The 24,653-nt window shown below is 39.4% G+C and carries 19 protein-coding genes and 1 other RNA gene; 7 read left to right on the top strand and 13 right to left on the bottom strand.

Features of this window, described 5'->3' with window-relative positions; all coding sequences use genetic code 11:
- Positions 1-18 precede the first annotated feature (18 nt).
- The 7 genes from AA974_RS02680 to AA974_RS02650 form a co-directional block, all read right to left on the bottom strand.
- Positions 19-1,326, bottom strand: a complete 1,308-nt coding sequence (locus AA974_RS02680) for an N-acetylmuramoyl-L-alanine amidase family protein (RefSeq protein WP_064433313.1) — start codon at positions 1,324-1,326, stop codon at positions 19-21.
- 6 nt (positions 1,327-1,332) lie between these two features.
- Entirely contained in the window at positions 1,333-2,424 is a 1,092-nt protein-coding gene (gene fabX, locus AA974_RS02675; RefSeq protein ID WP_064433312.1) for a decanoate oxidase/trans-2-decenoyl-[acyl-carrier protein] isomerase FabX, read from the bottom strand.
- 16 nt (positions 2,425-2,440) lie between these two features.
- Complete coding sequence (gene tyrS, locus AA974_RS02670) at positions 2,441-3,649, bottom strand: tyrosine--tRNA ligase (RefSeq protein ID WP_064433311.1); 1,209 nt, start codon at positions 3,647-3,649, stop codon at positions 2,441-2,443.
- 23 nt (positions 3,650-3,672) lie between these two features.
- Entirely contained in the window at positions 3,673-6,000 is a 2,328-nt protein-coding gene (locus AA974_RS02665; protein WP_064433310.1) for a RelA/SpoT family protein, read from the bottom strand.
- The gene (locus AA974_RS02660; protein WP_000712202.1) at positions 5,987-6,211 is read right to left on the bottom strand and encodes a DNA-directed RNA polymerase subunit omega; all 225 of its coding nucleotides are present in this window, start codon (positions 6,209-6,211) and stop codon (positions 5,987-5,989) included. The genes AA974_RS02665 and AA974_RS02660 overlap by 14 nt, the downstream gene beginning before the upstream one ends.
- A gap of 41 nt (positions 6,212-6,252) precedes the next feature.
- Positions 6,253-6,975, bottom strand: a complete 723-nt coding sequence (pyrH, locus tag AA974_RS02655) for a UMP kinase (RefSeq protein WP_001148056.1) — start codon at positions 6,973-6,975, stop codon at positions 6,253-6,255.
- A gap of 109 nt (positions 6,976-7,084) precedes the next feature.
- Positions 7,085-7,768, bottom strand: a complete 684-nt coding sequence (locus AA974_RS02650; protein WP_064433309.1) for an MqnA/MqnD/SBP family protein — start codon at positions 7,766-7,768, stop codon at positions 7,085-7,087.
- Between the two features lie 129 nt (positions 7,769-7,897).
- Here AA974_RS02650 and acnB point away from each other — a divergent pair, with 129 nt between their 5' ends.
- From acnB to AA974_RS02630, 4 genes are all read left to right on the top strand, one after another.
- Positions 7,898-10,456 (top strand): bifunctional aconitate hydratase 2/2-methylisocitrate dehydratase, encoded by a 2,559-nt coding sequence (acnB, locus tag AA974_RS02645; RefSeq protein WP_064433308.1) that lies wholly within the window; start codon positions 7,898-7,900, stop codon positions 10,454-10,456.
- A gap of 80 nt (positions 10,457-10,536) precedes the next feature.
- Positions 10,537-10,803: a hypothetical protein gene (locus AA974_RS02640; protein ID WP_064433307.1), complete on the top strand. Its 267-nt coding sequence runs from the start codon at positions 10,537-10,539 to the stop codon at positions 10,801-10,803.
- Positions 10,804-11,022: 219 nt separating this feature from the next.
- Complete coding sequence (locus AA974_RS02635) at positions 11,023-12,312, top strand: DDE transposase (RefSeq protein WP_064433306.1); 1,290 nt, start codon at positions 11,023-11,025, stop codon at positions 12,310-12,312.
- A 92-nt stretch (positions 12,313-12,404) separates the two neighbouring features.
- Positions 12,405-13,772, top strand: a complete 1,368-nt coding sequence (locus AA974_RS02630) for an outer membrane family protein (protein ID WP_064433305.1) — start codon at positions 12,405-12,407, stop codon at positions 13,770-13,772.
- Positions 13,773-13,778: 6 nt separating this feature from the next.
- Here AA974_RS02630 and AA974_RS02625 read toward each other — a convergent pair whose 3' ends face one another.
- The 3 genes from AA974_RS02625 to lolA all read right to left on the bottom strand — a co-directional run bounded on the left by AA974_RS02625 (position 13,779) and on the right by lolA (position 15,352).
- A complete protein-coding gene (locus AA974_RS02625; RefSeq protein WP_064433304.1) occupies positions 13,779-14,306 on the bottom strand; it encodes a hypothetical protein in 528 nt (175 codons plus the stop codon).
- Between the two features lie 42 nt (positions 14,307-14,348).
- Positions 14,349-14,734, bottom strand: a transfer-messenger RNA (tmRNA) gene (gene ssrA, locus AA974_RS02620).
- Positions 14,735-14,797: 63 nt separating this feature from the next.
- Complete coding sequence (lolA, locus tag AA974_RS02615) at positions 14,798-15,352, bottom strand: LolA-like outer membrane lipoprotein chaperone (RefSeq protein WP_064433303.1); 555 nt, start codon at positions 15,350-15,352, stop codon at positions 14,798-14,800.
- Positions 15,353-15,498: 146 nt separating this feature from the next.
- Between lolA and secA the strand changes: the two genes are divergently transcribed.
- The 3 genes from secA to hofF all read left to right on the top strand — a co-directional run bounded on the left by secA (position 15,499) and on the right by hofF (position 21,098).
- A complete protein-coding gene (gene secA, locus AA974_RS02610) occupies positions 15,499-18,096 on the top strand; it encodes a preprotein translocase subunit SecA (protein WP_064433302.1) in 2,598 nt (865 codons plus the stop codon).
- Positions 18,086-19,318 (top strand): ABC transporter permease, encoded by a 1,233-nt coding sequence (locus AA974_RS02605; RefSeq protein ID WP_064434046.1) that lies wholly within the window; start codon positions 18,086-18,088, stop codon positions 19,316-19,318. The genes secA and AA974_RS02605 overlap by 11 nt, the downstream gene beginning before the upstream one ends.
- A 280-nt stretch (positions 19,319-19,598) precedes the next feature.
- The gene (hofF, locus tag AA974_RS02600; RefSeq protein ID WP_064433301.1) at positions 19,599-21,098 is read left to right on the top strand and encodes an outer membrane beta-barrel protein HofF; all 1,500 of its coding nucleotides are present in this window, start codon (positions 19,599-19,601) and stop codon (positions 21,096-21,098) included.
- Here hofF and AA974_RS08185 read toward each other — a convergent pair.
- From AA974_RS08185 to AA974_RS02590, 3 genes are all read right to left on the bottom strand, one after another.
- Positions 21,095-21,220, bottom strand: a complete 126-nt coding sequence (locus AA974_RS08185; RefSeq protein WP_268864598.1) for a hypothetical protein — start codon at positions 21,218-21,220, stop codon at positions 21,095-21,097. The genes hofF and AA974_RS08185 overlap by 4 nt on opposite strands.
- A 97-nt stretch (positions 21,221-21,317) precedes the next feature.
- Positions 21,318-22,529, bottom strand: a complete 1,212-nt coding sequence (locus AA974_RS02595) for a restriction endonuclease subunit S (RefSeq protein ID WP_064433300.1) — start codon at positions 22,527-22,529, stop codon at positions 21,318-21,320.
- Positions 22,530-22,574: 45 nt separating this feature from the next.
- Positions 22,575-24,635: a heavy metal translocating P-type ATPase gene (locus AA974_RS02590; RefSeq protein WP_064433299.1), complete on the bottom strand. Its 2,061-nt coding sequence runs from the start codon at positions 24,633-24,635 to the stop codon at positions 22,575-22,577.
- Positions 24,636-24,653: the final 18 nt, after the last annotated feature.

The following is a 24,653-nucleotide window of genomic DNA, read 5'->3' as shown; positions in this document are numbered from 1 at the left end:
CTATAACCTAATCATTGCCTAATCATTCTTGCTGAAGAAACTATCAATGCCATCAGCAATGCCCTTAGCCAAGATTTTTTGATACGGTTTGCTTTGGATGCGTTTAGATTCTATCGCATGGGAATTATAACCAATTTCTATTAAAATGGAAGGCATTAAAGCCCCGGCTAACACCCAAAAAGGCCCCTCTCTCACGCCCCCATCCACCACATCAGGGTAATTTTTGCGGATACTTTGGAGCATGCCGTATTGCACATCAATCGCCAGTTTGTTAGAGACAATCAATCGCTGCGTGTTTAATGAATTCAAAAACAAACTTTTAGAAAAATAATCCATCAAATTCACATTGTCTTTATTTTCTTGCTCAGCCACTTTTCTAGCCCTTTCGCTCCTTGCGGTGGATAAAAAATAAGTCTCTATGCCATGAGCGTTAGAAGTGGAGCGCTTGGGGATGGAATTGGCATGCACTGAGATGAATAAATCCGCGCTTTTTTTATTGGCTAATTTCGTGCGGGTCACTAAATCAATATAAATGTCCTTATCCCTTGTCAATAAAACGCTATAACCTCTTTTTTTAAGCTCTTTATGTAAAAACTTCACCACTTCTAAAACAATGTCTTTTTCACACACTAAATTCGCGCTCATCGCCCCGCAATCTTTCCCCCCATGCCCGGCGTCTAAAACGATCTTTTTGTGTTTTTTGCGCTTGGTTTTGATGGAAGTATCCTTTTTTTCTGCTATAAAAACTTGGTTCTTACTCTCATTTTCTGCTTCTTTTTTAGGAATTTCTTTTTTAGCGCTCCTTTCGTTCCATTGAGAATGCGCATGTTTTGAATGCGCATGCTTAGTGGGTGTTTTCTCTTTAGCCTCTTTAGCCTCTTTTTTAATAAATTTAGGGGCAGGTTTTAGAATCTGGTGTTTCAGCGCATGGTGTTTGGGTGGTTTTGGTGCCATTTGATGCCTAACTAAGGGCTTTTTCTCCACGATAGAAACATAGAGCTTGTTTTTAAGAAACTTAACTTCATAAGCCATCTTAGGAGCGTAGCTAATGACCACTCGCGCTAATTTAGGGCTAAATTGCGCGATCGTGATGAACGATTGTTGAGAAAATTGGTAGTGCTTTTTAGGAATGGTTAGGATCGCTTCTAATTCCAAATAACTCTTAAAATTTTTGAGCGAAACCTCTTTGAATTTTTTAACCTCTTGATTGAACGAGATTTTAACACTGCTAGAGCCAAAAGGCACAATGTTGATAATTTTAAGGGTTGTAGCATAAGCAAAATGCAACCAAAAAAGACATGCAACAACCCCTAACCTCACAAGCACTACAAATTAACCCTCTGTAAGCTCTTTAATCAATTCATGCACGCTGATAATCTTATCCACTCTATAACCATTAGCCCCAGTAAAATAAAGCCCCTCTTCTCTGTTTCCTAAATAACTGCGCCCCAAGCTATCAGCGATGCAATAGCCCACCTTTTTAGCCTCTTCACCCCTGTTACAAGGCGCTACACAATTGCTCACGCATGCGATTTTGGGTGCATTACCCTCTTCAATGCGTTTGATCACCCCAGTATTAATAGCCCTAGCCGGATAGCCTACAGGCGATTTAATGAGTAAAATGTCTTCTTTGTTAAGCGTGGGCAAAAGATCGGCATACACTTTAGCGTCGCATTCTTTCGTACCTAAAAAACGAGTCGCCATTTGCACCCCGCTCGCTCCAAGACTTAACATGGTGTCTATATCCTTCCTATCCCAAATCCCCCCAGCAGCGATGATAGGGATATCCCCCCATTCTTTAGAAGCTTCCACGACTTTAGGCACTAAGTTTTCTAATCGGAATTCTTCTTTGAAACAATCTTCGTATTTAAAGCCCTGATGCCCCCCACTCAAAGGCCCTTCCACAATAAACGCGTCCGGGATTCTTTTATACCGATCGCTCCATCTTCTACAAAGGATTTTTAAAGCCTTCGCTGAAGAAATAATAGGGATGAGCGCCACATCGCTAAAACCCTTAACGAATTCAGGCATGTTGGTGGGCAAACCAGCCCCTGTAATAATGATATTTGCTCCTGCTTCACAAGAGTCCCTTAAAACACGACCATAGTCATTGATAGCGTATAAAATATTCGCTCCTAAAGGCTTGTTCCCACAAATCTTCCTGGCGTTTGCAAAAATCTCATTCAACGCTTTTTTGGAGTAAAAATTCAAGGCTTCAAAGGGCTTTTTAGCCACAATTCTTTCTACAAAACGCATGTTTTTATAATAACCAGTCCCTACGGCTGAAATCACTCCTAAAGCCCCTTCTTTGGCAACATTTCCAGCTAGTTCATCCCAGCTAATCCCCACACCCATTCCCCCTTGAAAGATAGGGAATTTTATGGTGTGCTTACCGATTTTTAGCGGTTTGAGTGTTGATACCATAGCTCTTTCCTTAATATTAGTTAATATTTAATTTCATAAATCTTTTCTTACCAAGCTGTATAACATAATTTCCTTTAACAAAACGATAATTCTCATCTTTTACCACTTCTTGATCAATCTTTACCCCTCCCCCTTGAATATCACGCCTGGCTTGTGAAGTGGATGGGCAAAAGCCAATCTGTTTTAGAACATCTAAAACCCCAACCCCCTCATCAAAATCGCTCTCTAATAAAATTTCGGGCAAAAGGTTTGCACTAAACACTTTAGAAAATTGCTCTTTAGCCTTGATGGCTTGTTCATCATCATAATAACGAGCCACGATTTCACCAGCGAGATCTTCTTTAACGGCTTTAGGGTGCAAGGTTTGATTTAAAATACCATGTTTTAAGTCTTCAATTTCTTCTAAAGTCTTAGCGCTCAAAAGGGTGTAATAGCGCCACATGAGATCATCGCTCACGCTCATGATCTTCCCAAACATCGCATTAGGCTCTTCAGTGATCCCCACATAATTCCCCAAGCTTTTACTCATTTTTTGCACCCCATCAAGCCCCTCTAATAAAGGCATGGTAATGATAGACTGCTCTTTATTCAAGCCATAAGCGCGTTGCAAAAAGCGCCCCACCAGCAAATTAAACTTTTGATCATTGCCCCCAAGCTCAATATCCGCATCCATCGCTACTGAATCATAGCCTTGCAACAAAGGGTATAAAAATTCCACGATGCTAATGGGGCGATTTTCTTTATAGCGTTTGGTGAAATCGTCCCTTTCTAGCATTCTAGCGACTGAAAACTTCGCGCACAATTCTATAATGCCTTTTGCACCTAAAGCATCAAGCCAAGTGGAATTAAAGCACACTTCGGTGTGTTTTTGATCTAAAATTTTATAGATTTGCTCTTCATAAGTTTTAGCGTTTTCTAAGACTTGCTCCCGGTTTAAAGGCTTTCTTGTTTCATTTTTCCCTGTAGGATCGCCTATCATAGCGGTAAAATCCCCAATCAAAAACTTAACCCTAGCCCCATATTGCTGCAATAAAGCCAATTTTTGGATCAATACCGTATGCCCTAAATGCAAATCGGGAGCGGTAGGATCAAACCCGGCTTTAACGATAAAGCGTTCATTGGTTTCGTAATATTTTCTCACCAGCTTTTCAATATATTCTAATCCAATGATTTCATTAACGCCTCTAGCGATCTCTTTTAAAGCGATACTGATTTTTTGTTCCATGTTCATTCCTTAATTAGGGCTTATTATAATTCATAAGCATCATCCAGACTGGATAATTCTACAATCCTATCCTGATATTTGCGATTGATTAAGGCTCTGATCCAATCCGCCTTATCCGTAGCTATTTCAAAACTCACTTCACAATGGCTAGAATACTTGTCTTTATAGCCCAAATAAGACACGCCCACAATATTGCATTCATTCCTGTTTAAAAAAGTCAATAAACTTGCTAAAACCGACTTTTTTTCGCCTAAATAAAACATCATTTTATAAATCGTTCGATCCCGCTTGTGCCATTCTATATAAACCATAGGCACTTTAGCACCCACTTCCGCCATCGCTTTTTTGCAAAATTTATGGTGTGCAATCGCTTTTGGATCTTTTAAATCCGTTACAATTGCAATGATTTCATCGCCATATTTAGGATAACAACAATCATTCAACAACACCTGTTTGATTTCCAAAGCGTTGCTTGAACAAACGCTAAAATGTTCTAATTCCTTACACTGCCACTGCCGGTTTGGGGTTAAAAAATTCAAAACGCTGGTTTTAAAACCCAAATACCTCAAACCTCGAGTCCATAAACTCATCTCCTGGTATTCTAAAATCGCATCTTCTTTTAAAGAAAACACCTTATTTTCAATTTCTTCAGTGAGTTTGGCTAAATTTTCAAAGCTTTTCATCGCTTCTGTTAAGGTGGTCTCCACCCCACAATCCATTAATTTTTCTTCAAAGTTTTTATAATCTTTTAAAGCCACATCTTCAAAAACAGAGCGCCCAAAAAAAGTCGTTAGAATATTAATCATGCTCTTAGTGTCAATTTCTTTCAAACGGTTTCTCCTTTGGATGCGTAGGTGGTTTTTAGCCTTAGAAGTTTTAAGCTGATCCATCCAAATGAAACGAGGTATTATTTTATCGCCTTTAACGATTTTCACCACATCCCCACTCCTTAATTCTTGATTGAGTAAGGCTTTTTTACTATTGATATAAGCGTCCGTGGCTTTATCGCCCAAATCGCTATGCACCATGTAAGCAAAATCTAAAGCAATCGCTCCCACCGGTAAGGTGTAAGTGTCTCCATGGGGAGAAAAAACGACAATGTCTTCACGATACAAATCGTTCTTAGCGAGTTCGTAAAATTCCTTAGGGTCGTTTTTCAAATCGCTGTCATGGTATTTAAAATTTTGCAACCACCTCATGCCCTCATGGTGATCTTCATTATCCACGCCTCCAGCTTTATACTTCCAGTGGGCTGAATTACCATACTCCGCCCCCATATGCATATCAAAGGTGCGGATCTGCACTTCATAAACAGAAGATTCATCAAAAATGGTCGTGTGTATCGTCTTGTAGCCATTTTCTTTGGGTAAAGCGATGTAATCTTTAAAACGAGAGACAATGGGTTTGAAATTCAAATGGATGATCCCTAAAACTTTATAGCAATCAATTGGGTTTTTCAATAAAATCCTAATGGCTAACAAGTCCAAAATTTCATCAATATTAACCGCACCCTTTCGTTGCATCTTAAGATGGATAGAATAAGGGCGTTTCACCCTTGTAACGAGTTTAAAATCCGAATGGCTAAACCCGCTATCAAAAAGTTTTTTTTCCAACTTGCTCGCAAAAGCGTTGAGTTTTAAGAGTAAAGACTGCTTGTTTTTATGCAAATATTCCTTGATATTTTTATATTCTTCCGGATAAATATAATAAAAGCTCTTATCTTCTAATTCATTTTTGATTGAAGACATGCCCAATCGGCTCGCTATGGGGGCATACACCGCTAGAGTCTCTTTAGAAATACGCACTTGCTTGTCATGAGGCAAGGCGTCTAAGGTGAGCATGTTGTGCAACCTGTCGCTAATCTTTACCACTAAGGCTCTTGGATCTTGTATCGCGCTAATTAGGATTTTTCTAAAAGTGAGCGCTGAAACCACCATTCTGGGATCTTGAGAGTTTACTCCTAACTCTTCTTTCCTGATTTCAGTGATTTTAGTGAGCGCATCCACCAAATTAGCCACATCTTGCCCGAATTCTTGCTCAATCGTTTCAATCTTACAAGGCGTGTCTTCTACCACATCATGCAAAAGCGCAGCACACACCATCGCCTCATCGCCCCCACAAAACGCCACCAAGCTTGCCACACAAATAGGATGGACAATATAAGGCTCGCCGCTTTTTCTGTATTGCCCCTTATGGCTTTTTGTCGCTAAATTTAGGGCGTTTTCAATTTTGGGCGTGAAATCAATTAAAGTCCTTAAGATTTCAATGCCACCCTTTGGGGTCGTAACTTTTTTGATAACATCAAGAATCCGTAAGAATCCGATATCAACGGATTTATCAATTTCGTTCATCTATCCTGTCTATATCAATTTTGCCTTCAGCGATTTCTCTAATGGCAATATCCACTAATTTATGACGCTTAGGGTCCATATTCACTAAAGTTTTGGCTCCGGCGTTTAATTGCTTCACACGAGCGAAAACTAAATTATCTAGCATGTAGCGGTCGTTCCCAATATTTTTTAAGGCTTGAGCGACTAAACTCTCTGTTCTCTCTTTTTTCAAATTGATCCTTTTATTTTGAGTTTTATCAAATTTTAAAGGGCTTATTTTACCATAGAAAATACGCCTTGTTGGTGCTTGATCACTTGCAATAAATTCCCTTTTTTGAACATGTTACACACCACAATGGGGAGCTTATTGTCTTTAGCTAAAGAAATAGCGGTATCATCCATCACTTCAATATCCCCTATCAAGGCATCGTTATAGCTTAAAGTGTCTAATTTCTTAGCGTCTTTAAACTTGTTAGGGTCTTTATCGTAAATGCCATCCACTTTAGTCGCTTTAATGATCAAATCCGATCCAATTTCAATCGCTCTTAAAGTGGCAGCCGTATCCGTAGTGAAAAACGGATTCCCCGTGCCTGCACCAAAAATCACCACCCTACCCTTTTCTAAATGCCTGATCGCTTTTCTGTAAATGTAACTTTCACAAATCTCTTTGATTTCAATCGCACTCTGGACTCTTGTGTCTAAGCCGATATGCTCTAAAGCTTCTTGCATGGCTACTGCATTAATCACGGTGGCTAACATGCCCATATAATCCCCACTGGTGCGCCTGATAATCCCCCCTTGAGCCGCGCTAACCCCCCTAATGATATTGCCTCCACCAATCACAATACCCACTTCAATATCGTTTTCCACTAAACTTTTGATCTCTTTAGCGATGTGATCTAACACATGAATGTCAATCCCAAACTGGTTGTCCCCAGCTAACGCTTCCCCAGAAAATTTCACCAAAACCCGTTTGTTTTTTATCTTTGCTTGCATGATCCCTTCTTAATCAGTTAATAAAACTTTAATAAAACTTGTGATTGTAACCTAATCTTGCTTAAAAACACCCTTTCTGAATTTTAAGCCTCTGTTCTTAAGCGGATAACTAAAAACGCTTGGGTTTTTGGATGCGTTTGAATAACAATTCACGATAGAACGCTTTAAGACCTGATTGTTCCTTTTTGCCTAAAGTGTAGTAAATTTTTTGCAAGTAGTTCAGAATGTCTTGGCGTTTTAAGTTGGTTTTTAAAGCGGATTCTTTAAGGATGTAGTAAGGGATTTTTGTTTTTTTGTGTTTGAAAACTAAAGACAAGCGCTTGTAAAAATCCTTGTTTTGGTAATAACACAAACGCCCAAAAACAAACGGCAAGCGTTTTTTTTCATACCAAAGAGCGGCTAAATCTATAAAATCTTTTTTGGGGTTGGAATAGTAAAACTGCAGCGCTTTATTGCCGATTAACACTTCGCCCTTTAACCCTAGCGCTTGAGAGAGGGCGTTTGAAGAAGCGCTTTCTTTATCAAAAGCGTTTTTTGTATCCACAACCAGCACGCTTAAAACTTCCTTATAAGCGACAATGCCTAGAGAATAGGAATGGAGAGCGAATGGATAGCCGGCGATAGAAGAAATAAACCCCGCATCAATACGCCTGAATAAAAAACTCTTATTGAGTTTGGAAGGGTAGGTTTTTTTAAGCCGTAAAAATTGTTTGAAATAACAAGGGGTGGGATAGGATTTGATAAACACATCAAAAGGGAGCATGTTTAAATAATCAATTTTACCAAAACGCACTTAAAATCCTTTTTTGTATCGCATGGTAGCTAAAGTTTCTTACAACTTAACTAAAAGTAAAAAGAGTTTTGTTATCATGGAGTAGTTTGCAATGCATTAGTGAGTAATACTATTTAAAAAGGAGAAATGATGAAAGATTTTTTAGAAGATTACAAAAAAAGCGTTTCAGAAAGAGAAAGTGAAGGTATCCCGCCACTCCCTTTAAACGCTAAACAAGTGGAAGCCGTCGTTGAGATTTTGATGAAAGATCCCACAAACGCCGCTTTTGCTAAAGAATTACTCATTCATAGAGTAAGCCCTGGGGTTGATGAGGGGGCGAAAGTGAAAGCGGAATTTTTAGCCAAATTGTCTCAAAAAAAACTAGAATGCCCGCACATTAGTGCTTTAGAAGCGACCACTCTTTTAGGCACGATGCTTGGGGGGTATAATGTAGAGCCTTTGATTGCGGGATTAGAAAGTCAAGACAAAAACATCGCTAAAGAGAGTGCGAAAGCTTTAAAAACCACTCTTTTAGTCTATGGATCGTTTGACAAAATCGCCGCAATGAGCAAAACGAACCCTTTGGCTAAAGAAGTGCTAGAGTCTTGGGCGAATGCAGAATGGTTTTTGAATAAAGAGCCTTTGAGTGAATGCATTGAAGCGTGCGTGTTTAAAATTGATGGCGAAACCAATACCGATGATTTAAGCCCAGCGAGCGATGCTTTCACACGAAGCGATATTCCTTTACATGCCAAAGCCATGTTAAAAAACAGGATTGAAAATTACGAACAACGCATTGAATCCATTAAAACTAAAGGCGTTCCTGTAGCGTATGTGGGCGATGTGGTCGGCACAGGAAGCTCTAGAAAAAGCGCGACAAATTCTATCATGTGGCATTTTGGTAAGGACATTCCTTTTGTGCCTAATAAAAGGAGTGGGGGCATTGTGATTGGGGGGGTGATCGCTCCGATTTTCTTTGCGACTTGTGAAGATAGTGGAGCGTTACCCATTGTGGCTGATGTTAAGGATTTAAAAGAGGGCGATATGATTAAAATCTATCCTTATAAAGGCGAAATCACGCTGAACGATAAAGTGGTTAGTGCCTTTAAGCTAGAGCCTGAAACTTTATTGGATGAAGTCAGGGCTTCTGGGCGTATCCCTTTAATCATCGGCAGGGGTTTGACCAATAAAGCGCGTAAATTTTTAGGGCTGAGCGAATCTGAAGCGTTTAAAAAACCATCCGCTCCTAAAAGCGACGCTAAAGGCTACACTTTAGCCCAAAAAATTGTAGGGCATGCTTGTGGAGTAAAAGGGATCTTACCTGGGACTTATTGTGAGCCAAAGGTTACCACCGTGGGCAGTCAAGACACCACAGGAGCGATGACCAGAGATGAGGTTAAAGAATTAGCAAGTTTGAAATTTGATGCGCCTTTTGTGTTGCAGAGTTTTTGTCATACCGCCGCTTACCCAAAGCCTAGCGATGTGAGTTTGCATGCGACCTTGCCTGGCTTTATCACTCAAAGAGGCGGTGTGGCGTTGCATCCGGGCGATGGCGTGATCCATACATGGCTAAACCGCATGGGATTGCCTGACACTTTAGGCACAGGGGGGGATAGCCACACTCGTTTCCCTTTAGGCATTAGTTTCCCGGCAGGGAGTGGGTTAGTCGCTTTTGCAGCGGTTACAGGCACGATGCCATTGAACATGCCAGAATCCGTGTTGGTGCGTTTTAAAGGGGAAATGAATCCCGGGATCACCTTAAGGGATTTAGTGAATGCGATCCCTTATTATGCCATTAAAAAAGGGTTACTCACGGTGGAGAAAAAGGGTAAAATCAATGTCTTTAACGGGCGTATTTTAGAGATTGAAGGCTTGCCTGATATTAAAATGGAGCAGGCTTTTGAATTAAGCGATGCGAGTGCAGAAAGGAGTGCGGCTGCTTGCGTGGTGCGTTTGAATAAAGAGCCGATGGTTGAATACTTGAAATCCAATATCAAGCTTATTGATGAAATGATTGCGAGTGGCTATGAAGACAAAGAGACTTTGAAAAAACGCCGAGATGCGATGCAAGCTTGGGTGGATAATCCGGTATTGTTAGAGCCAGATAGTAACGCTCAATACGCTGCTGTCATTGAAATTAATGTGGCAGAAATCACTGAGCCTATTTTGGCATGCCCTAATGACCCTGATGATGTCGCTACTTTGAGCGAAGTTTTAGCGGATACGACCGGCAAAAGACCGCACGCTATTGATGAAGTGTTTATTGGCTCTTGCATGACAAATATCGGGCATTTTAGAGCCTTTGGCGAAATCGTTAAAAACGCTCCTCCCAGTCAAGCACGTCTTTGGGTAGTGCCACCCAGTAAAATGGATGAACAAGAGCTTATTAATGAGGGCTATTATGCGATTTTTGGGGCTGCTGGGGCAAGGACTGAAGTCCCAGGTTGCAGCTTGTGCATGGGCAATCAAGCGAGGGTTAGGGATAATGCGGTCGTCTTTTCTACTTCCACACGGAATTTTGATAATCGTATGGGTAGAGGGGCTAAAGTGTATTTAGGCAGCGCAGAGCTTGGGGCGGCGTGCGCTTTACTAGGGAGAATCCCCACTAAAGAAGAATACATGAATTTAGTGAGCGAAAAGCTAGAGAGTCGAAAAGACAAGATCTATCGCTACATGAACTTTAACTTAATGGAGAATTTCAAGCTCTAGTTTTGTTTTCATTAAAAGGGGTGATCCCTTTTGTTTAGCTGTGGCTGAGTGTTGAGAGAGGATAAAAAAGGAGAGCGGTGATGAAAAAAATCGTTGCGAGTTGGTGTGTAGCGTTGGCTTTTTTAAGCGCGGATTCAGTGCAAGCTAATAAGGCAATCACCAATGCGGATTTGATTAAAGAGATAAGGGACTTAAAAAAAATAATCAGCACGCAAAACACTGAGATTAATAATTTAAGAAAAGTGCAAGAAGTGTTGTCCGGGCAATTAGGGGATATGCGTAAGGATATATTAAGCACTAGAGATTATTGCATTAGTTTAAGGCCTTATATTTATAATTGGCGCTAGGGGATAATTAAAACTTGAAAGCATGCACCATCCTTTGACGGGTGAAAAATTAAAGTTGGGGGGGTTTGATTCTCGCTCTGTGTCCCTATAATCGGGATTTTATATGGTTTGGGTATCCAAAAGCGCGTTTAATTTTGCACGCCTTAAAAAAGTCTCCTTGTTAGGGTTAAATATCCTATAATAAAATTTTAGGAAATTCAGTTTAAAAGATATTAAAAAATGCCATACGCCTTAAGAAAAAGATTTTTCAAACGCTTTGTACTGATTGTTTCAACTTTTTGCACGATAAGCTTGAACGCTAAAAGCTATCTGTTTTCCCCTTTGCCCCCAGCGCACCAGCAAATCATTAAGACAGAACCTTGCTCTTTGGAATGCTTGAAAGACTTGATGTTGCAAAATCAAATCTTTTCTTTTGCGTCTCAATACGATAACAACAACCAAGATGAGAGTCTTAAAACTTATTACAAAGACATACTCAATAAACTCAACCCCGTATTCATCGCTTCTCAAACTCCAGTCAAAGAAAGCTATGAACCTAAAATTGAATTAGCGATTTTACTGCCTAAAAAAGTCGTGGGGCGTTATGCCATTTCGGTGATGAACACCCTTTTAGCGTATTTGAACACCAGAAACAACGATTTCAATATCCAAGTCTTTGACAGCGATGAGGAGAGTCCTGAAAAATTAGAGCAAACCTATAAAGAAATTGAAAAAGAAAAATTCCCTTTTGTGATAGCCTTATTGACTAAAGAGGGCGTGGAAAATTTGCTCCAAAACACCACGATTAGCACCCCTACTTATGTGCCTACGGTGAATAGAGCGCAATTAGAAAATCATACCGATCGTTCTTTAAGCGAGCGCTTGTATTTTGGGGGGATTGACTATAAAGAGCAATTAGGCATGCTCACGGCTTTCATCAACCCTAATTCGCCCGTGATTGAATACGATGATGATGGTCTAATAGGCGAACGCTTAAGACAAATCACGGAGTCTTTAAACATTGAAGTCAAACACCAAGAAAATATTTCTTACAAGCAGGCCACGAGTTTTTCTAAAAATTTTAGAAAAAATGATGCGTTTTTTAAAAATTCTACCTTGATTTTAAACACCCCTACCACTAAAAGCGGCCTAATCCTTTCTCAAATAGGGCTTTTAGAATACAAGCCCTTTAAAATCCTTTCCACACAAATCAATTTCAACCCCTCTTTACTCTTGCTCACCCAGCCTAAAGACAGAAAAAATTTGTTCATTGTCAATGCCTTGCAAAATAGCGATGAAGCGCTTATAGAATACGCCTCCTTATTAGAGAGCGATTTAAGGCATGATTGGGTGAATTATTCCAGTGCAATAGGGTTAGAGGTGTTTTTAAACACGCTAGATCCGCATTTTAAAAAATCTTTTCAAGAGAGTTTAGAAGACAATCAAGTCCGTTACCACAATCAAATTTATCAGGCTTTAGGGTATTCTTTTGAGCCGATAAAAAATGAAAGCGGAACAAAAAAAGAATAATATTCAGATAATTATTTGAATACTTTCATTTTTAATAGGTTTTTAATAAAATTGGAGTATGGTACGAGCGAAAATTAAACAAAGGTTATTCTATGTTAAAATTTCAAAAATTACCTCTATTGTTTGTTTCCATTTTTTACAATCAAAACCCTTTATTGGCTTTTGATTATAAGTTTAGCGGGGTAGCGGAATCCTTTTCTAAAGTGGGGTTTAACCATTCCAAACTCAATTCCAAAGAAGGGATTTTCCCTACAGCCACTTTGGTAACCGCTACGATCAAGCTTCAAGTTGATTCCAATCTGCTCCCTAAAAATATTGAAAAACACAGCTTAAAAATAGGCGTTGGTGGGATTTTAGGAGCACTCGCTTACGATTCCACAAAAACGCTCATAGACCAAGCTACGCATCAAATTTATGGCTCAGAACTTTATTACCTCATAGGGCGTTGGTGGGGGTATTTAGGCGACGCTCCTTGGAAAGACTCTCCCATAGAATCTGACGCTCACACCCGTAATTATGTGCTGTATAATTCTTATTTGTTTTATTCTTATGGCGATAAATTCCACATCAAACTGGGGCGTTACCTCTCTAACATGGATTTTATGAGCGGTTATACAGAGGGTTTTGAAGTAGAATATAAAATCAAACCTAAGGTGTCGTTAAAATGGTTCAGCTCTTTTGGGAGGGCTTTAGCTATGGGGCAATGGATTAGGGATTGGTATTCTCCTATTGTAACTGAAGACGGCAGAAAAGATGTTAATGATGGCATTCATGCTGTGCAAATCAATTTTTCTAGCAAACATGTTCAAATAACGCCCTTTTTTTATTTTTCACCTAAGATTTACGGAGCGCCCGGGATTAAAATCCATATGGATAGCAACCCGAAATTTAGAGGTTTAGGGTTACGATCTCAAACCCTTATCAATGTGATTTTCCCTGTTTATGCTAAAGATTTATACGATGTATATTGGCGTAACTCTAAGATTGGCGAGTGGGGTTCATCGCTTTTAATCCACCAACGCTTTGACTACAACGAATTTAACTTTGGCTTTGGTTATTACCAAAATTTTGGCAACGCTAACGCAAGGATTGGCTGGTATGGTAACCCCATTCCCATTAACATAAGAAACAACAGCGTTTATGGTGGGGTGTTCAGTAACGCCATTACCGCAGACGCTGTTTCTGGATATGTTTTTGGTGGGGGGGTGTATAGGGGGTTTCTATGGGGTATTTTAGGCAGATACACTTATGCCACCAGAGCGAGCGAAAGATCCATTAACTTGAACTTGGGTTATAAATGGGGTTCTTTTTTTAGCGTTGATGTGAATTTAGAATACTATGTGGTGAGCATGCACAACGGCTATAAATTAAACTATCTTACCGGCCCTTTCAACAAAGCCTTTAAGGCTGATGCGCAAGACAGGAGCAACCTTATGGCTAGCGTGAAGTTCTTTTTTTAAACCCTATCAATTAGGTTTGGTAGAATTGAGCCATTGTTTTTGGAAATTGATCGCTTTTCTCAGTTCGGCTTCTAGCTGGGCTAAAACATCTTTTAAGGGCTTAACATCAATTAAATTATTTTGCTTGAAAGAATCCAGCTGTTTGTCAATTTGCAAAGCGGCATCTAGCGCGTCTTGGGGGAATACCGGTTCGCCTAAAGCCTTTTTAATCGCTTCGCCGACTTCAATCGTTTCAGAGCCTTGATGATCTTTTAAGTTAGGATTATTTTCTTTATCCTTAGGTTTAGGCTCTAAAATCAAGCGCAAACGTTTGATTTTTTCATGCAAATCGTTAAGATCTTTTAAGTGATCGGTATTGTGCCCCCTATCAACCGCTTTTTCTATAAGCTTATCGCTCAGGCTCACTAACTGATCGCTTAATTCAACGCTGTTAGCTTGAGCTTCTGTTACTTCATCAATATCAATCGCTGCTAAAGCGCTCACAAAATAAAAGGGCAACGCCCACCTTCTAAAACGAGAGAAAAACTTCTGCATTTACCTTCCTTAAATACGCTATAAAAATGATACTTTTTAATATGGTGGAGCTGTGGGGAATCGAACCCCAGTCCAAAAATCTTGTCCTGAACACAAACTTCTACAATGCTTAGAAAATTGGTTAGTTTTTTAGCCTTAAAACTAGCTCTGGTCCAACTTTCTAAAACCTTGAGATAGTTTCAAGAGTTCTTGTTTCTTAGTTTAAAAGGCGAACCACCTTTTAAAAGCGTCTAGCTTAAGGTTATGGAGTGATTAAAACGCTAGAAATTCTAATCAGTCCAGCTCCAAAAGGAGATTAACTCACGCAGCTTTAGCGTAAGCTGGAGCGTAATCTGCGTTGTTTACAGTTATTTTTGTTGCTGTTTTACAAGCAGCACTTGGCATGCTGTCTGTGCGACAAGAAATCTGTCGAAATCCAAGTCAGCCCCATTTTTAAAAGCTTGTCTATTTTAGCTAACTTTTGCTAACAAAATGCAATGAATCATTAAAAATCATTGGCGCACAATATCAATGTTTTCATCTTTAAGCTTAAAAACAAAGATTTCATTAGCCATAGTGGGGTTAATTTCTGCTTGAGAAAAAGTGATCGTAACAAGATTGTTCATTTCATCTTTAAATTCCAACGAAAAAGGCTTGCCGTCTTTAAAAACCAAACGATAAGTGGTTTTGTTGATAGTCGTTTTAAAAGATCCATCATCTTGCTTTTTCAACCGCTTGAGAATGGTGAAAAAATCCGTCTTATCTTTTAAGGGCGTAATGGTCGCTTGAAATAAATTAGGCTCATAGATCACCACTTCCTTATCGTTCATGTAAATTTCTTTTTTTAAAGGCTTTTCATAAACCCATAAAGCCCAATTAGGGGCTTTAGCCTTTAAAATCCCGTAATAAACTAAAGGTTTTTCATTTTTTAAAACCTGCTTGAAATTCGCGCTAAAACTTTGCAAATGTTGTAAAACCTCTTCTTCTTTAGAAAGGGTTAAAGGATTTTTAGCATAAGCAACGCTCATCAAAATCAAAACCATTAAAATCTTTAAAAAAGCTTTCATTATTCAAACCTTAAAATAATCTCTCATCTCAATAAAACCCCTTATTTTACAAGACTTTTATTTTATCCATGCTAAAATGGGATTAAAAACTGACGCTTTAATAAAATAAATGAGATTAAAGCACTCTTATTAAGGTTATTACTACTATGATAAAAGCAATCATTGGAAAAATCATTGGCACCAGAAACGATCGCTGGATCAAGCAATACAAAAAACGAGTCCTAGCCATCAACGCCTTAGAGCCTATTTATGAAAAAATGAGCGATGCTGAACTGCAAAACGCTTTTGAAGAGTTAAAAAAACGAGTGCGATCCGTAGAAAAAGATTTGCAAGAAAAAACCCTTTTAGAAGTCTTGCCAGAAAGTTTTGCCATCACCAGAGAAGCGAGTAAAAGGATCTTAAAGATGCGCCATTTTGATGTGCAACTCATTGGGGGCATGGTCTTAAACGATGGCAAAATCGCTGAAATGAAAACCGGCGAGGGTAAAACTTTAGTCGCTACTTTAGCGGTGGCTTTAAACGCTTTAAAGGGCGAGAGCGTGTATGTGGTAACCGTCAATGATTACCTAGCCCATAGGGATTCTAAAGAAATGGAGCCGTTGTATCATTTCTTAGGTTATAGCGTAGGCACGATCACCGCAAGCGTGCGAGACGATAATGAGAGTTTAGAAATTTATTCTAAAGACATTGTTTATGGCACTAATAATGAATTTGGCTTTGATTATCTAAGGGATAACATGAAATATTCTTTAGAGCATAAAGTGCAAAAATCCCATGCGTTCGCTATTGTTGATGAGGTGGATTCCATTTTAATTGATGAAGCAAGAACCCCTTTAATCATTTCAGGACCTGTGGATAGGCGCATGGAAAATTACAACAAGGCTGATGAAGTCGCTAAAAGCATGCAAGCGGAAGTGGATTTCACCATAGATGAAAAAAACCGCGCGATTTTAATCACTGAAGAGGGGATTAAAAAAGCAGAAAACCTCTTTGGCGTGGATAATTTATACAAGATTGAAAACGCCGCCTTATCGCACCATTTAGACCAAGCTTTGAAAGCGAACTACCTCTTTTTTATTGATAAAGATTATATTGTAGCCAATAATGAAGTGGTGATTGTAGATGAATTTACCGGCCGTTTGTCTGAGGGGAGACGCTTTAGTGAGGGCTTACACCAGGCTTTAGAGGCTAAAGAGGGCGTGAGCATTAAAGAAGAGAGCCAAACCTTAGCCGATATTACTTTCCAAAATTATTTCAGGATGTTTTCTAAACTCGCTGGCATGACAGGCACGGCTCAAACCGAAGCCACAGAATTTTTAGAAATCTATAATTTAGAAGTGGTGTCTATCCCTACTAATCTGGCGATCAAACGAAAAGATTTGAACGATTTGATCTATAAGAGTGAAAAAGAAAAATTTGACGCTGTAATCCTTAAAATTAAAGAATTACACGATAAGGGTCAGCCCGTTTTAGTCGGCACGGCCAGCATTGAAAAGAGTGAAACCTTGCACGCTTTGCTCAAAAAAGAACGCATCCCTCACACCGTTTTAAACGCCAAGCAGCACACCAAAGAAGCTGAAATCATCAAAGACGCTGGGCTTAAAGGGGCGGTTACGATTGCGACTAACATGGCGGGCAGGGGCGTTGATATTAAGCTCACTGATGAAATTAAAGAGCTTGGGGGGCTGTATATCATTGGCACTGAAAGGCATGAGAGCCGCAGGATTGACAACCAATTAAGGGGGCGGAGCGGGCGCCAAGGCGATCCGGGAACGAGCCAATTTTATTTGAGTTTAGAAGACAATCTGTTACGCATTTTTGGGAGCGATAGGATTAAGGGGGTGATGGAAAAATTAGGGCTTAAAGACGGTGAACACATTGAATCAAAGCTTGTAACAAGAGCGGTGGAAAATGCGCAAAAAAAAGTGGAAAACTTGCATTTTGAAAGCCGTAAGCATTTGTTAGAATACGATGATGTGGCTAATGAGCAACGAAAAAGCGTGTATAAGTTTAGAGATGAATTATTAGATGTCAATTACAATATTAGCGCTAAAATCGCTGAAAACAGAGAATACGCGCTCAATCAAATCTTTTCTAAACTCAAAGCCTTTGACAATCAAAACTTGTCTGAGGAGGAACTTTTAGGGCTTAAAAATATCTTAAAAGAAGATTTTAACGCTCATGTTGGATTAGAAGATTTAAAAAAAGCCTCTCCTATTGAAAGCTTTGTCGCTGAAAAACTAAAAAGCGATTATGAAAACAAAATGAAAGCTTTAGACAGCGAACAAAGAAGCCGGATTGAACGCATCGTGTATTTGCAGATTTTAGACAACGCATGGCGAGAGCACCTTTACACGATGGATAATCTCAAAACCGGTATCAATTTAAGAGGCTACAACCAAAAAGACCCTCTCGTAGAATACAAAAAAGAGAGTTACAACCTTTTCTTAGAACTCATTGAAGACATTAAAATGGAAGCGATCAAAACCTTTTCTAAGATCCAGTTTGAAAGTGAGCAAGATTCTAGCGATGCGGAGCGTTATTTGGATAACTTTAGCGAAGAAAGAGAGCATGAGAGCGTAACCTATCGCCATGAAGAAGCTTTAGATGAAGATTTGAATGTGGCCATGAAAACCTTCGCTAAAACCCCTAAAAGAAACGAGCCTTGCCCTTGCGGGAGCGGCAAAAAATATAAAGATTGTTGTGCTAAAAGCGGGCCTAAAAAGGGCTTATTTGCCAAATAGATCCTTAATCTTTTTCCTTATCAAGCGTTATTTGCGTTTTGATAAAAGCCAGCCATTTATTAGCATCACCGCTTTGTTAGCTTTTTTTGGCGTGGCGGTTGGCGTGATGGTTTTAATTGTGGCTATGGCGATCATGAATGGCATGAGTAAGGAATTTGAAAAAAAGCTTTTTGTGATGAACTACCCCTTAACGCTCTATACCACAAGCTCTTATGGGATCAGCGAAGAAGTGGTTCAAGCTTTAGAAAAAAAGTTCCCTAATTTGCTTTTTAGCCCTTATTTGCAAACTCAAAGCCTGATTAAAAGCGCGCATTCTATGAATGGTGGCGTTGTGTTTGGGGTGGATTTTTCTAAAGAAAGGCGCATCAATGAAGTTTTAAACGACGCTTTAAAAAACACCAATGAAAACGATCTATTCAAAAACCCTTTTAATTTGATCGTGGGGAAAAGCTTGAGATACAGCCTGAATTTAGATCTCAACCAAAAAGCCGATTTGTTTTTCACCGAATTAGAGCCAACAGGTCTCACGCTCTCCCCTATCATGAAGCGTTTTACTATCAAAGGCGATTTTGATTCAGGGCTAAAATCTTATGACATGAGCTACATGTATGCGAGCCTTCAAGCCATAAGCGCGATCAGGAGATTGCCTTTAGGGCTTTATGATGGGGTGCATGTCTATTCTAAAACGCCCATGAAGGATATTGAAATTTTACGCAACGCTTTAAAAACAATCAACCACCATGGCATAGGCATTGAAGGGTGGTGGCAACAAAACGGGAATTTTTTCTCGGCGATGGAATTAGAAAAAAGAGCGCTATTCATTGTGCTCATGCTCATTATTTTAATGGCGTCTTTGAATATCATCAGCTCGCTTTTAATGGTGGTGATGAACAGGCGTAAAGAAATCGCCCTGCTCTTTAGCATGGGGAGCAGTCAAAAAGAAATCCAAAAAACCTTTTTTTATTTGGGCAATATCATTGGTTTAGGCGGTGTGGCGCTTGGGGTAATTTTAGCGTTTTTAAGCATGTATCTTTTAAGCGTGTTCCCTATCATCTCGCTCCCAGCGGATGTTTATGGCATTAACACCTTGCCTTTGGATTTGTCTTTAATGGATTTCATGCTCACTTTAATAGGCTCTGTGATTATCGTAGCCCTTTCTTCTTATTACCCGTCTAAAAAAGCTTCTCGTATTGACGCTTTAAGCGTATTAAGGAATGAATAAATTAAAAAATTAAATAATATTGAGATTAAATAAGGCTTTGAGTGTCTGTATTTGACTGACAAAGAAAAATTTTATTCTCAAAATTTAAAAAAACAATAACATTATGCTAATATTAAGGAACGACTTAGTTAAGAATTAACTTTGTAAGTCGGACTTCGTAGAAAAAAGGGCGAAAGATGAACAGACTGATTAGACTCTCAAGATCTGTAAGAAAAAATTTTCTTTGAATGGTATTGGCTCACTCTATTTAGAATTTTTTTGTTTATAATAAGGGTTAAACATGAACTATAAAGTTGCATCTGCTAAAAATATCGCAACGCTTCTTTTTTTATTCTCTTCTCAAAGTCAAGCTTTTGATTTGGGTAAAATCGCTAAAATTAAAGCGGGTGCTGAAAGTTTCTCTAAAGTTGGTTTCAATAACAAACCTATCAACACTAATAAAGGGATTTATCCTACCGAAACCTTTATGACGATTATGGCTTACATGCAAGTGGATTTTACGGAACTCTTACCCAAAAGCGCTACGGCTAACGGGCACCATTTAGACGGGAGTCTTGGGGGTTGGGGGGGTGCTGTTATTTACGATAGCACTAAGGATTTTATTAACGAAGTTACAGGAAAACCTTATGGGGCTATGACTTGGAACTATGTGGGCTATTGGGGCGGTCTTGTAGGGCAAAAACCATGGGCTAGTTGTGGGTTAGCCACAGGGAATTTGACCCAAAGCCAATACGATCAGATGACTCAAGCCCAAATGACACAGTTGTCCAATCAAGAAGCTTTAGAGGCTTCCACTTGCGCCAAAACTTATGCCGATCACACCAGAAACTATGTGATTTATAACGCTTACTTGCGCTACAACTACAAAGATATTTTTCAAATTAGGGGCGGGAGATACGAATCCCCAGCGGATTATATGAGTGGTTACAACCAAGGCTTGGATATGACCTTAAACTTAGGGAATTTCAAATTCTGGTGGTTTAGCTCTTTTGGTCGTGGTTTTGCCTATAATGAGTGGCTTTATAATTTCTATTCGCCTAAAACCTACACTCTTAAAAACGGGCAAACCATCAACCCTGGGGTGCATGCCTTTTATATCATTTGGAATTACAAGGGTTGGAGCATTCAGCCTTTTGTCTATTTTTCACCCTTTAATGAATACGACCCTAACTTTACGATCACTTATGATAGTAACCCCACTTTTACCGGATTAGGGTTCCGCTCTCAAACGGATATTACCGTGCTTAATCCTTTTTATGCTAAACGATTTTGGGGCACCTATCAATTTGGCATGCCAGCCGGTAAGAATGGGCATAGCTTGATGATCAAACAAAAGTTTGAATGGAATGAATACAATTTTGGTTTTGGGATTTATAAATCCTTTGGGAACGCTAACTGGATGATAGGCTACCATGGTAACCGCTTAGGCTTTGACTTTTGGACGAACAGCGTTTATGCAAACACCCTTAACTCTTTGTCTTACATGATGGATGCGAACGCTTTTACCGTGTTTGCCTTTGGCGGTGGGGTGCATAGGAAACTCCTTTGGGGCTTATTAGGGCGTTTGACTTATGGGACTAGGGCTAACGAACAAGTCCTATCGCTCAACTTGGGCTATAAATTCACTAAAAATTTCTCAGCCGACATCAAATTTGAATATTACAATGTGCTCATGCATCAAGGCTATAAAATGGGGTGGAACGGGCCAAAATTAGACAGCCAGCCTGCAACCGATCAAGACAGGAGCCACATTTTCACCGAGATAGTGTGGAAGCTTTAAGCCCTCTTTAAATAACAACCCTTTAAAGGGGTTGTTAAAACGCCTAGCCATAAAACAGCCATTAAAACCACCTTATCGCCTATTTTAGGGCTTGTTTTTAAAAAAGCGTTAAGAATTTTCAAACTTTTTATTACGCTACGGGTATTTTTGGCTCTGTTATACTAAAACTTTTATTTTTAAAAATGGGCTTTTAGTTGCTTTGTTTTGTCGTTTCATAACTCATTTTTTAACTTCTTTATGTGGGGTTAGGGGTTTGAATGTTAATAGTTTCTCTCTGTAATATTCGTATTGCTTTTTCCTGGCTTCTATTTCAGCGGGGATACCGGCTAATAAATCGGTGGTTAAAATTGAAAATTGATCCAAAATCTTAACGATTTCTTGTTGGATCTCTAGGGGTGGGATGGGGATTGTTATTTGCATAATGTTATTACTAGAAATGCTATAAGGTATAGCACTTCTATTTGAAATAGAATATAAATAATTTTGCATATTTGTTAATACATAATAAAGGTATCTATTGATTAGGGTTTCTTTTGGAATGACAGAAAAACAAACATCATTTGCCCAAAACTTTTGATTTTGCCAATTAACAAATCCGGCAGTTCCATATTGAGCTATAGTGATTGTATTTTCCTCTCTGTTATATTCATTTAAATATCCCATAAATCCTATTCCACCAGATACAACGGGATACTTTCCTTTATCTAGTATTTCTTTTTTTGTAACCCTTTTACCTCTAATTATTTCACACACCTCCCCCAATTTCCTAAACTCCACCCCTTTAGGCGCTAAAGTTTGGAGTAAGGTTTTTAAGCGTTTAGGGTAGGGTTTTTGCACTAATTTTTCTTTAGCGTCTTTATTATCTTGATTGGTGTCATTAAAGTCTAAAAGCATGTTTTGGTAATATTGGTATTGTTTTTTGCGCGCTTTTAATTCTGTGTTTAATTCTGTGTTTAATTCTGTGAAAGCGTCCAAAATCTTAACGATCTCTTGTTGGATCTCTAGGGGTGGGATGGGGATTGTTATTTTTTGTAAGTCTTTGCTATAAACATGAGGAATTCCCCCTGTGCTTTTTGTTGCATGGATTGCATCTTGTTGCGTTGTAAGATAGTGAAAAAGATATTTAGGCATTAGGGTTTTTTGTTTTGGTGAAACAGAAAAAGAGTCAGCAAGAAAAACAGGAACATCCCAATAACTAACATAGCCAGCATACACTCCAGATGAAGAAATTGCTATTGTTTCTCCGCTACGATTTGCCTCATTGTGATAATAAGCGGGTTGTCTTCCCCCCGAAATGACGGGGACTTTTCCAAAAGTTACGGCTTTTTTTGTTATTGATTTTCCTTTTTGAAAATCACACACCTCCCCCAATTTCCTAAACTCCACCCCCTTAGGCGCTAAAGTTTGGAGTAAGCGCTCTATTTTATGCATTTTGCCCCCTTAAGCTTCTAACTCTTTGATGATGAGATGAAGGCTTTAAGCCCTCATCGCGCGCATGGAATTGGCTAAGGCTAAAAGCGTAACCCCCACATCGCCAAAGACCGCTTCCCACAAGCTCGCTACCCCCATAAGCCCTAGCACGATAAAAATGGCTTTAATCCCTAAAGCAAACAAGATATTTTGCCAAATAATGCTTTTAGTTTTTTTAGCGATCGCTAAAACTTTCACTAAAGAGCTTAAGGAGTCATTGGTGATCACAATGTCCGCGCTTTGCTTGCTCAATTCTGAGCCTTTCCCCATGCCAATCCCCACATCAGCGCTCGCTAGAGTCGGAGCGTCATTGATGCCATCGCCTACAAAAATCGCCGGGGCTTTATAGCGTTCTTTAAAAGTTTTAAACACGCTCGTTTTTTCTTCAGGCAACAAACTTGCATGGTATTCACAGCCTAGAGTTTGAGCGATGCTCTCAGTCGTGCTTTTTCTGTCCCCACTCAAAATGCAAAAATTTTCTATCCCTTGCACTTTTAAATCCCTTAAGCACTCTATGGCGTCATCTTTAATCTCATCGCTAATGACGATATAACCTATATAAGTTTGGTTAAAAGCCACATGCACGATCGTGCCGTTTTCTGGGGAAGGGCTGTGCACGATATTGAATTGATCCAGCATTTTGTCATTCCCTGCGATGATTAAATCCGTATGGCATTGTGCTTTAACCCCCATTCCGCTCAATTCTTCGTAATTTTTAATGTCGTGCTGGTGCTTATCGTCTTTTAACATTTCTTCGCATGCTTTTTGAATGGATAAAGCGATCGGATGCGTGGATAAGAGCTGTGAGCAAGAAGCGTAATGCAAAACTTCTTCTTTAGAATGCCCGTTTTGCGGCACAATATCCATCACTTTAAAAACGCCTTTAGTCAAAGTGCCGGTTTTATCAAAGGCGATGCTTTTAGCTTGGGTAAGCACCTCTAAAACATGCACGCCTTTCATTAAAATGCCCTTTCTGCTCGCCGCTCCCACGCCCCCAAAATACCCCAAAGGCACAGAAATCACTAATGCGCAAGGACAGCTCACCATTAAAGCCACAAGCCCCCTATAAATCCACTCATCAAAGCTCCCCATAGAAAATAAAGGCGGTAATATCGCAATCATTAACGCAATGAATAAAACGCTTGGGGTGTAGTAGCGTGAAAATTTAGTGATGAATTTCTCTGTTTCGCTCTTTTCATTCGTGGCTTGTTGGACTAAATCCACCACTTTAGCGATAGAAGAATCTTTATACATTTTTTCTGCTTTAATTTCAAGGACCGCTTTTAAATTCAAGCTCCCCCCTAAAACTTTAGAATGTTCGCTGACATTAACAGGCATAGACTCCCCGCTCAACGCCCTTTCATCCAGCAAACTTTCGCCCTTGATCACCACGCCATCAACAGGCACTTTTTCGCCGACTTTCACCACCACAATGTCATTGACTCTCAAATCTTCAGGTGCAACACTCACTAGCGCATCGCCCTTTTTCAAATAAGCCAAATTAGGAGCGACATCCACTAAAGCCTTAAGGGATTTTTTAGAGCGAGAGATAGCGAGTTTTTGCAAAAATTCACCCGCTGAATAAAACACCATAATAGACACGCTCTCTTCATAAGCCCCCACGCAAAAAGCCGCAATAGTCGCAATGAGCATCAAAGCGTTTTCATCAAAAAACTGCCCTTTTCTAAGCCCACGAAACGCCCCTAAAATCACATCTTTACCGCTTATGAGATACACTAAAGCCAACACGAAAAACATAGCTTTTTCAATGAAAGCGTTAGGCTCAAAGTGTAAGATTAAAATTGCGCCCAAAAATACCATGATTGCAATAAGGAGTGGCGTAAAACTCAAGGGCTTTTCTGCAGCCTCTTTAAAAGACAGGCTCAAATGCGGTTCATTTTGCTTGATGAAAGCCTTAACTTTTTCAAAATCGCTCGTATCCAAAAACAACCTACTGGTGCTGAAATTGATTTGAGCTTTTTTCACATAGTCCAGTTTGTTTAAATCCCTTTCTAATTTAGACGCGCAATCAGGGCAATCCAAATTATGAATGTGGTATTCTTGCATTTTCTCTCCCTTATAAAA

The sequence above is a fragment of the Helicobacter pylori genome (assembly GCF_001653475.1).
Taxonomy (GTDB): Bacteria; Campylobacterota; Campylobacteria; order Campylobacterales; family Helicobacteraceae; genus Helicobacter; species Helicobacter pylori_CM.
The sequence above is the reverse complement of the archived record's forward strand: the minus strand, read 5'-3'. Positions and strand labels throughout refer to the sequence as shown.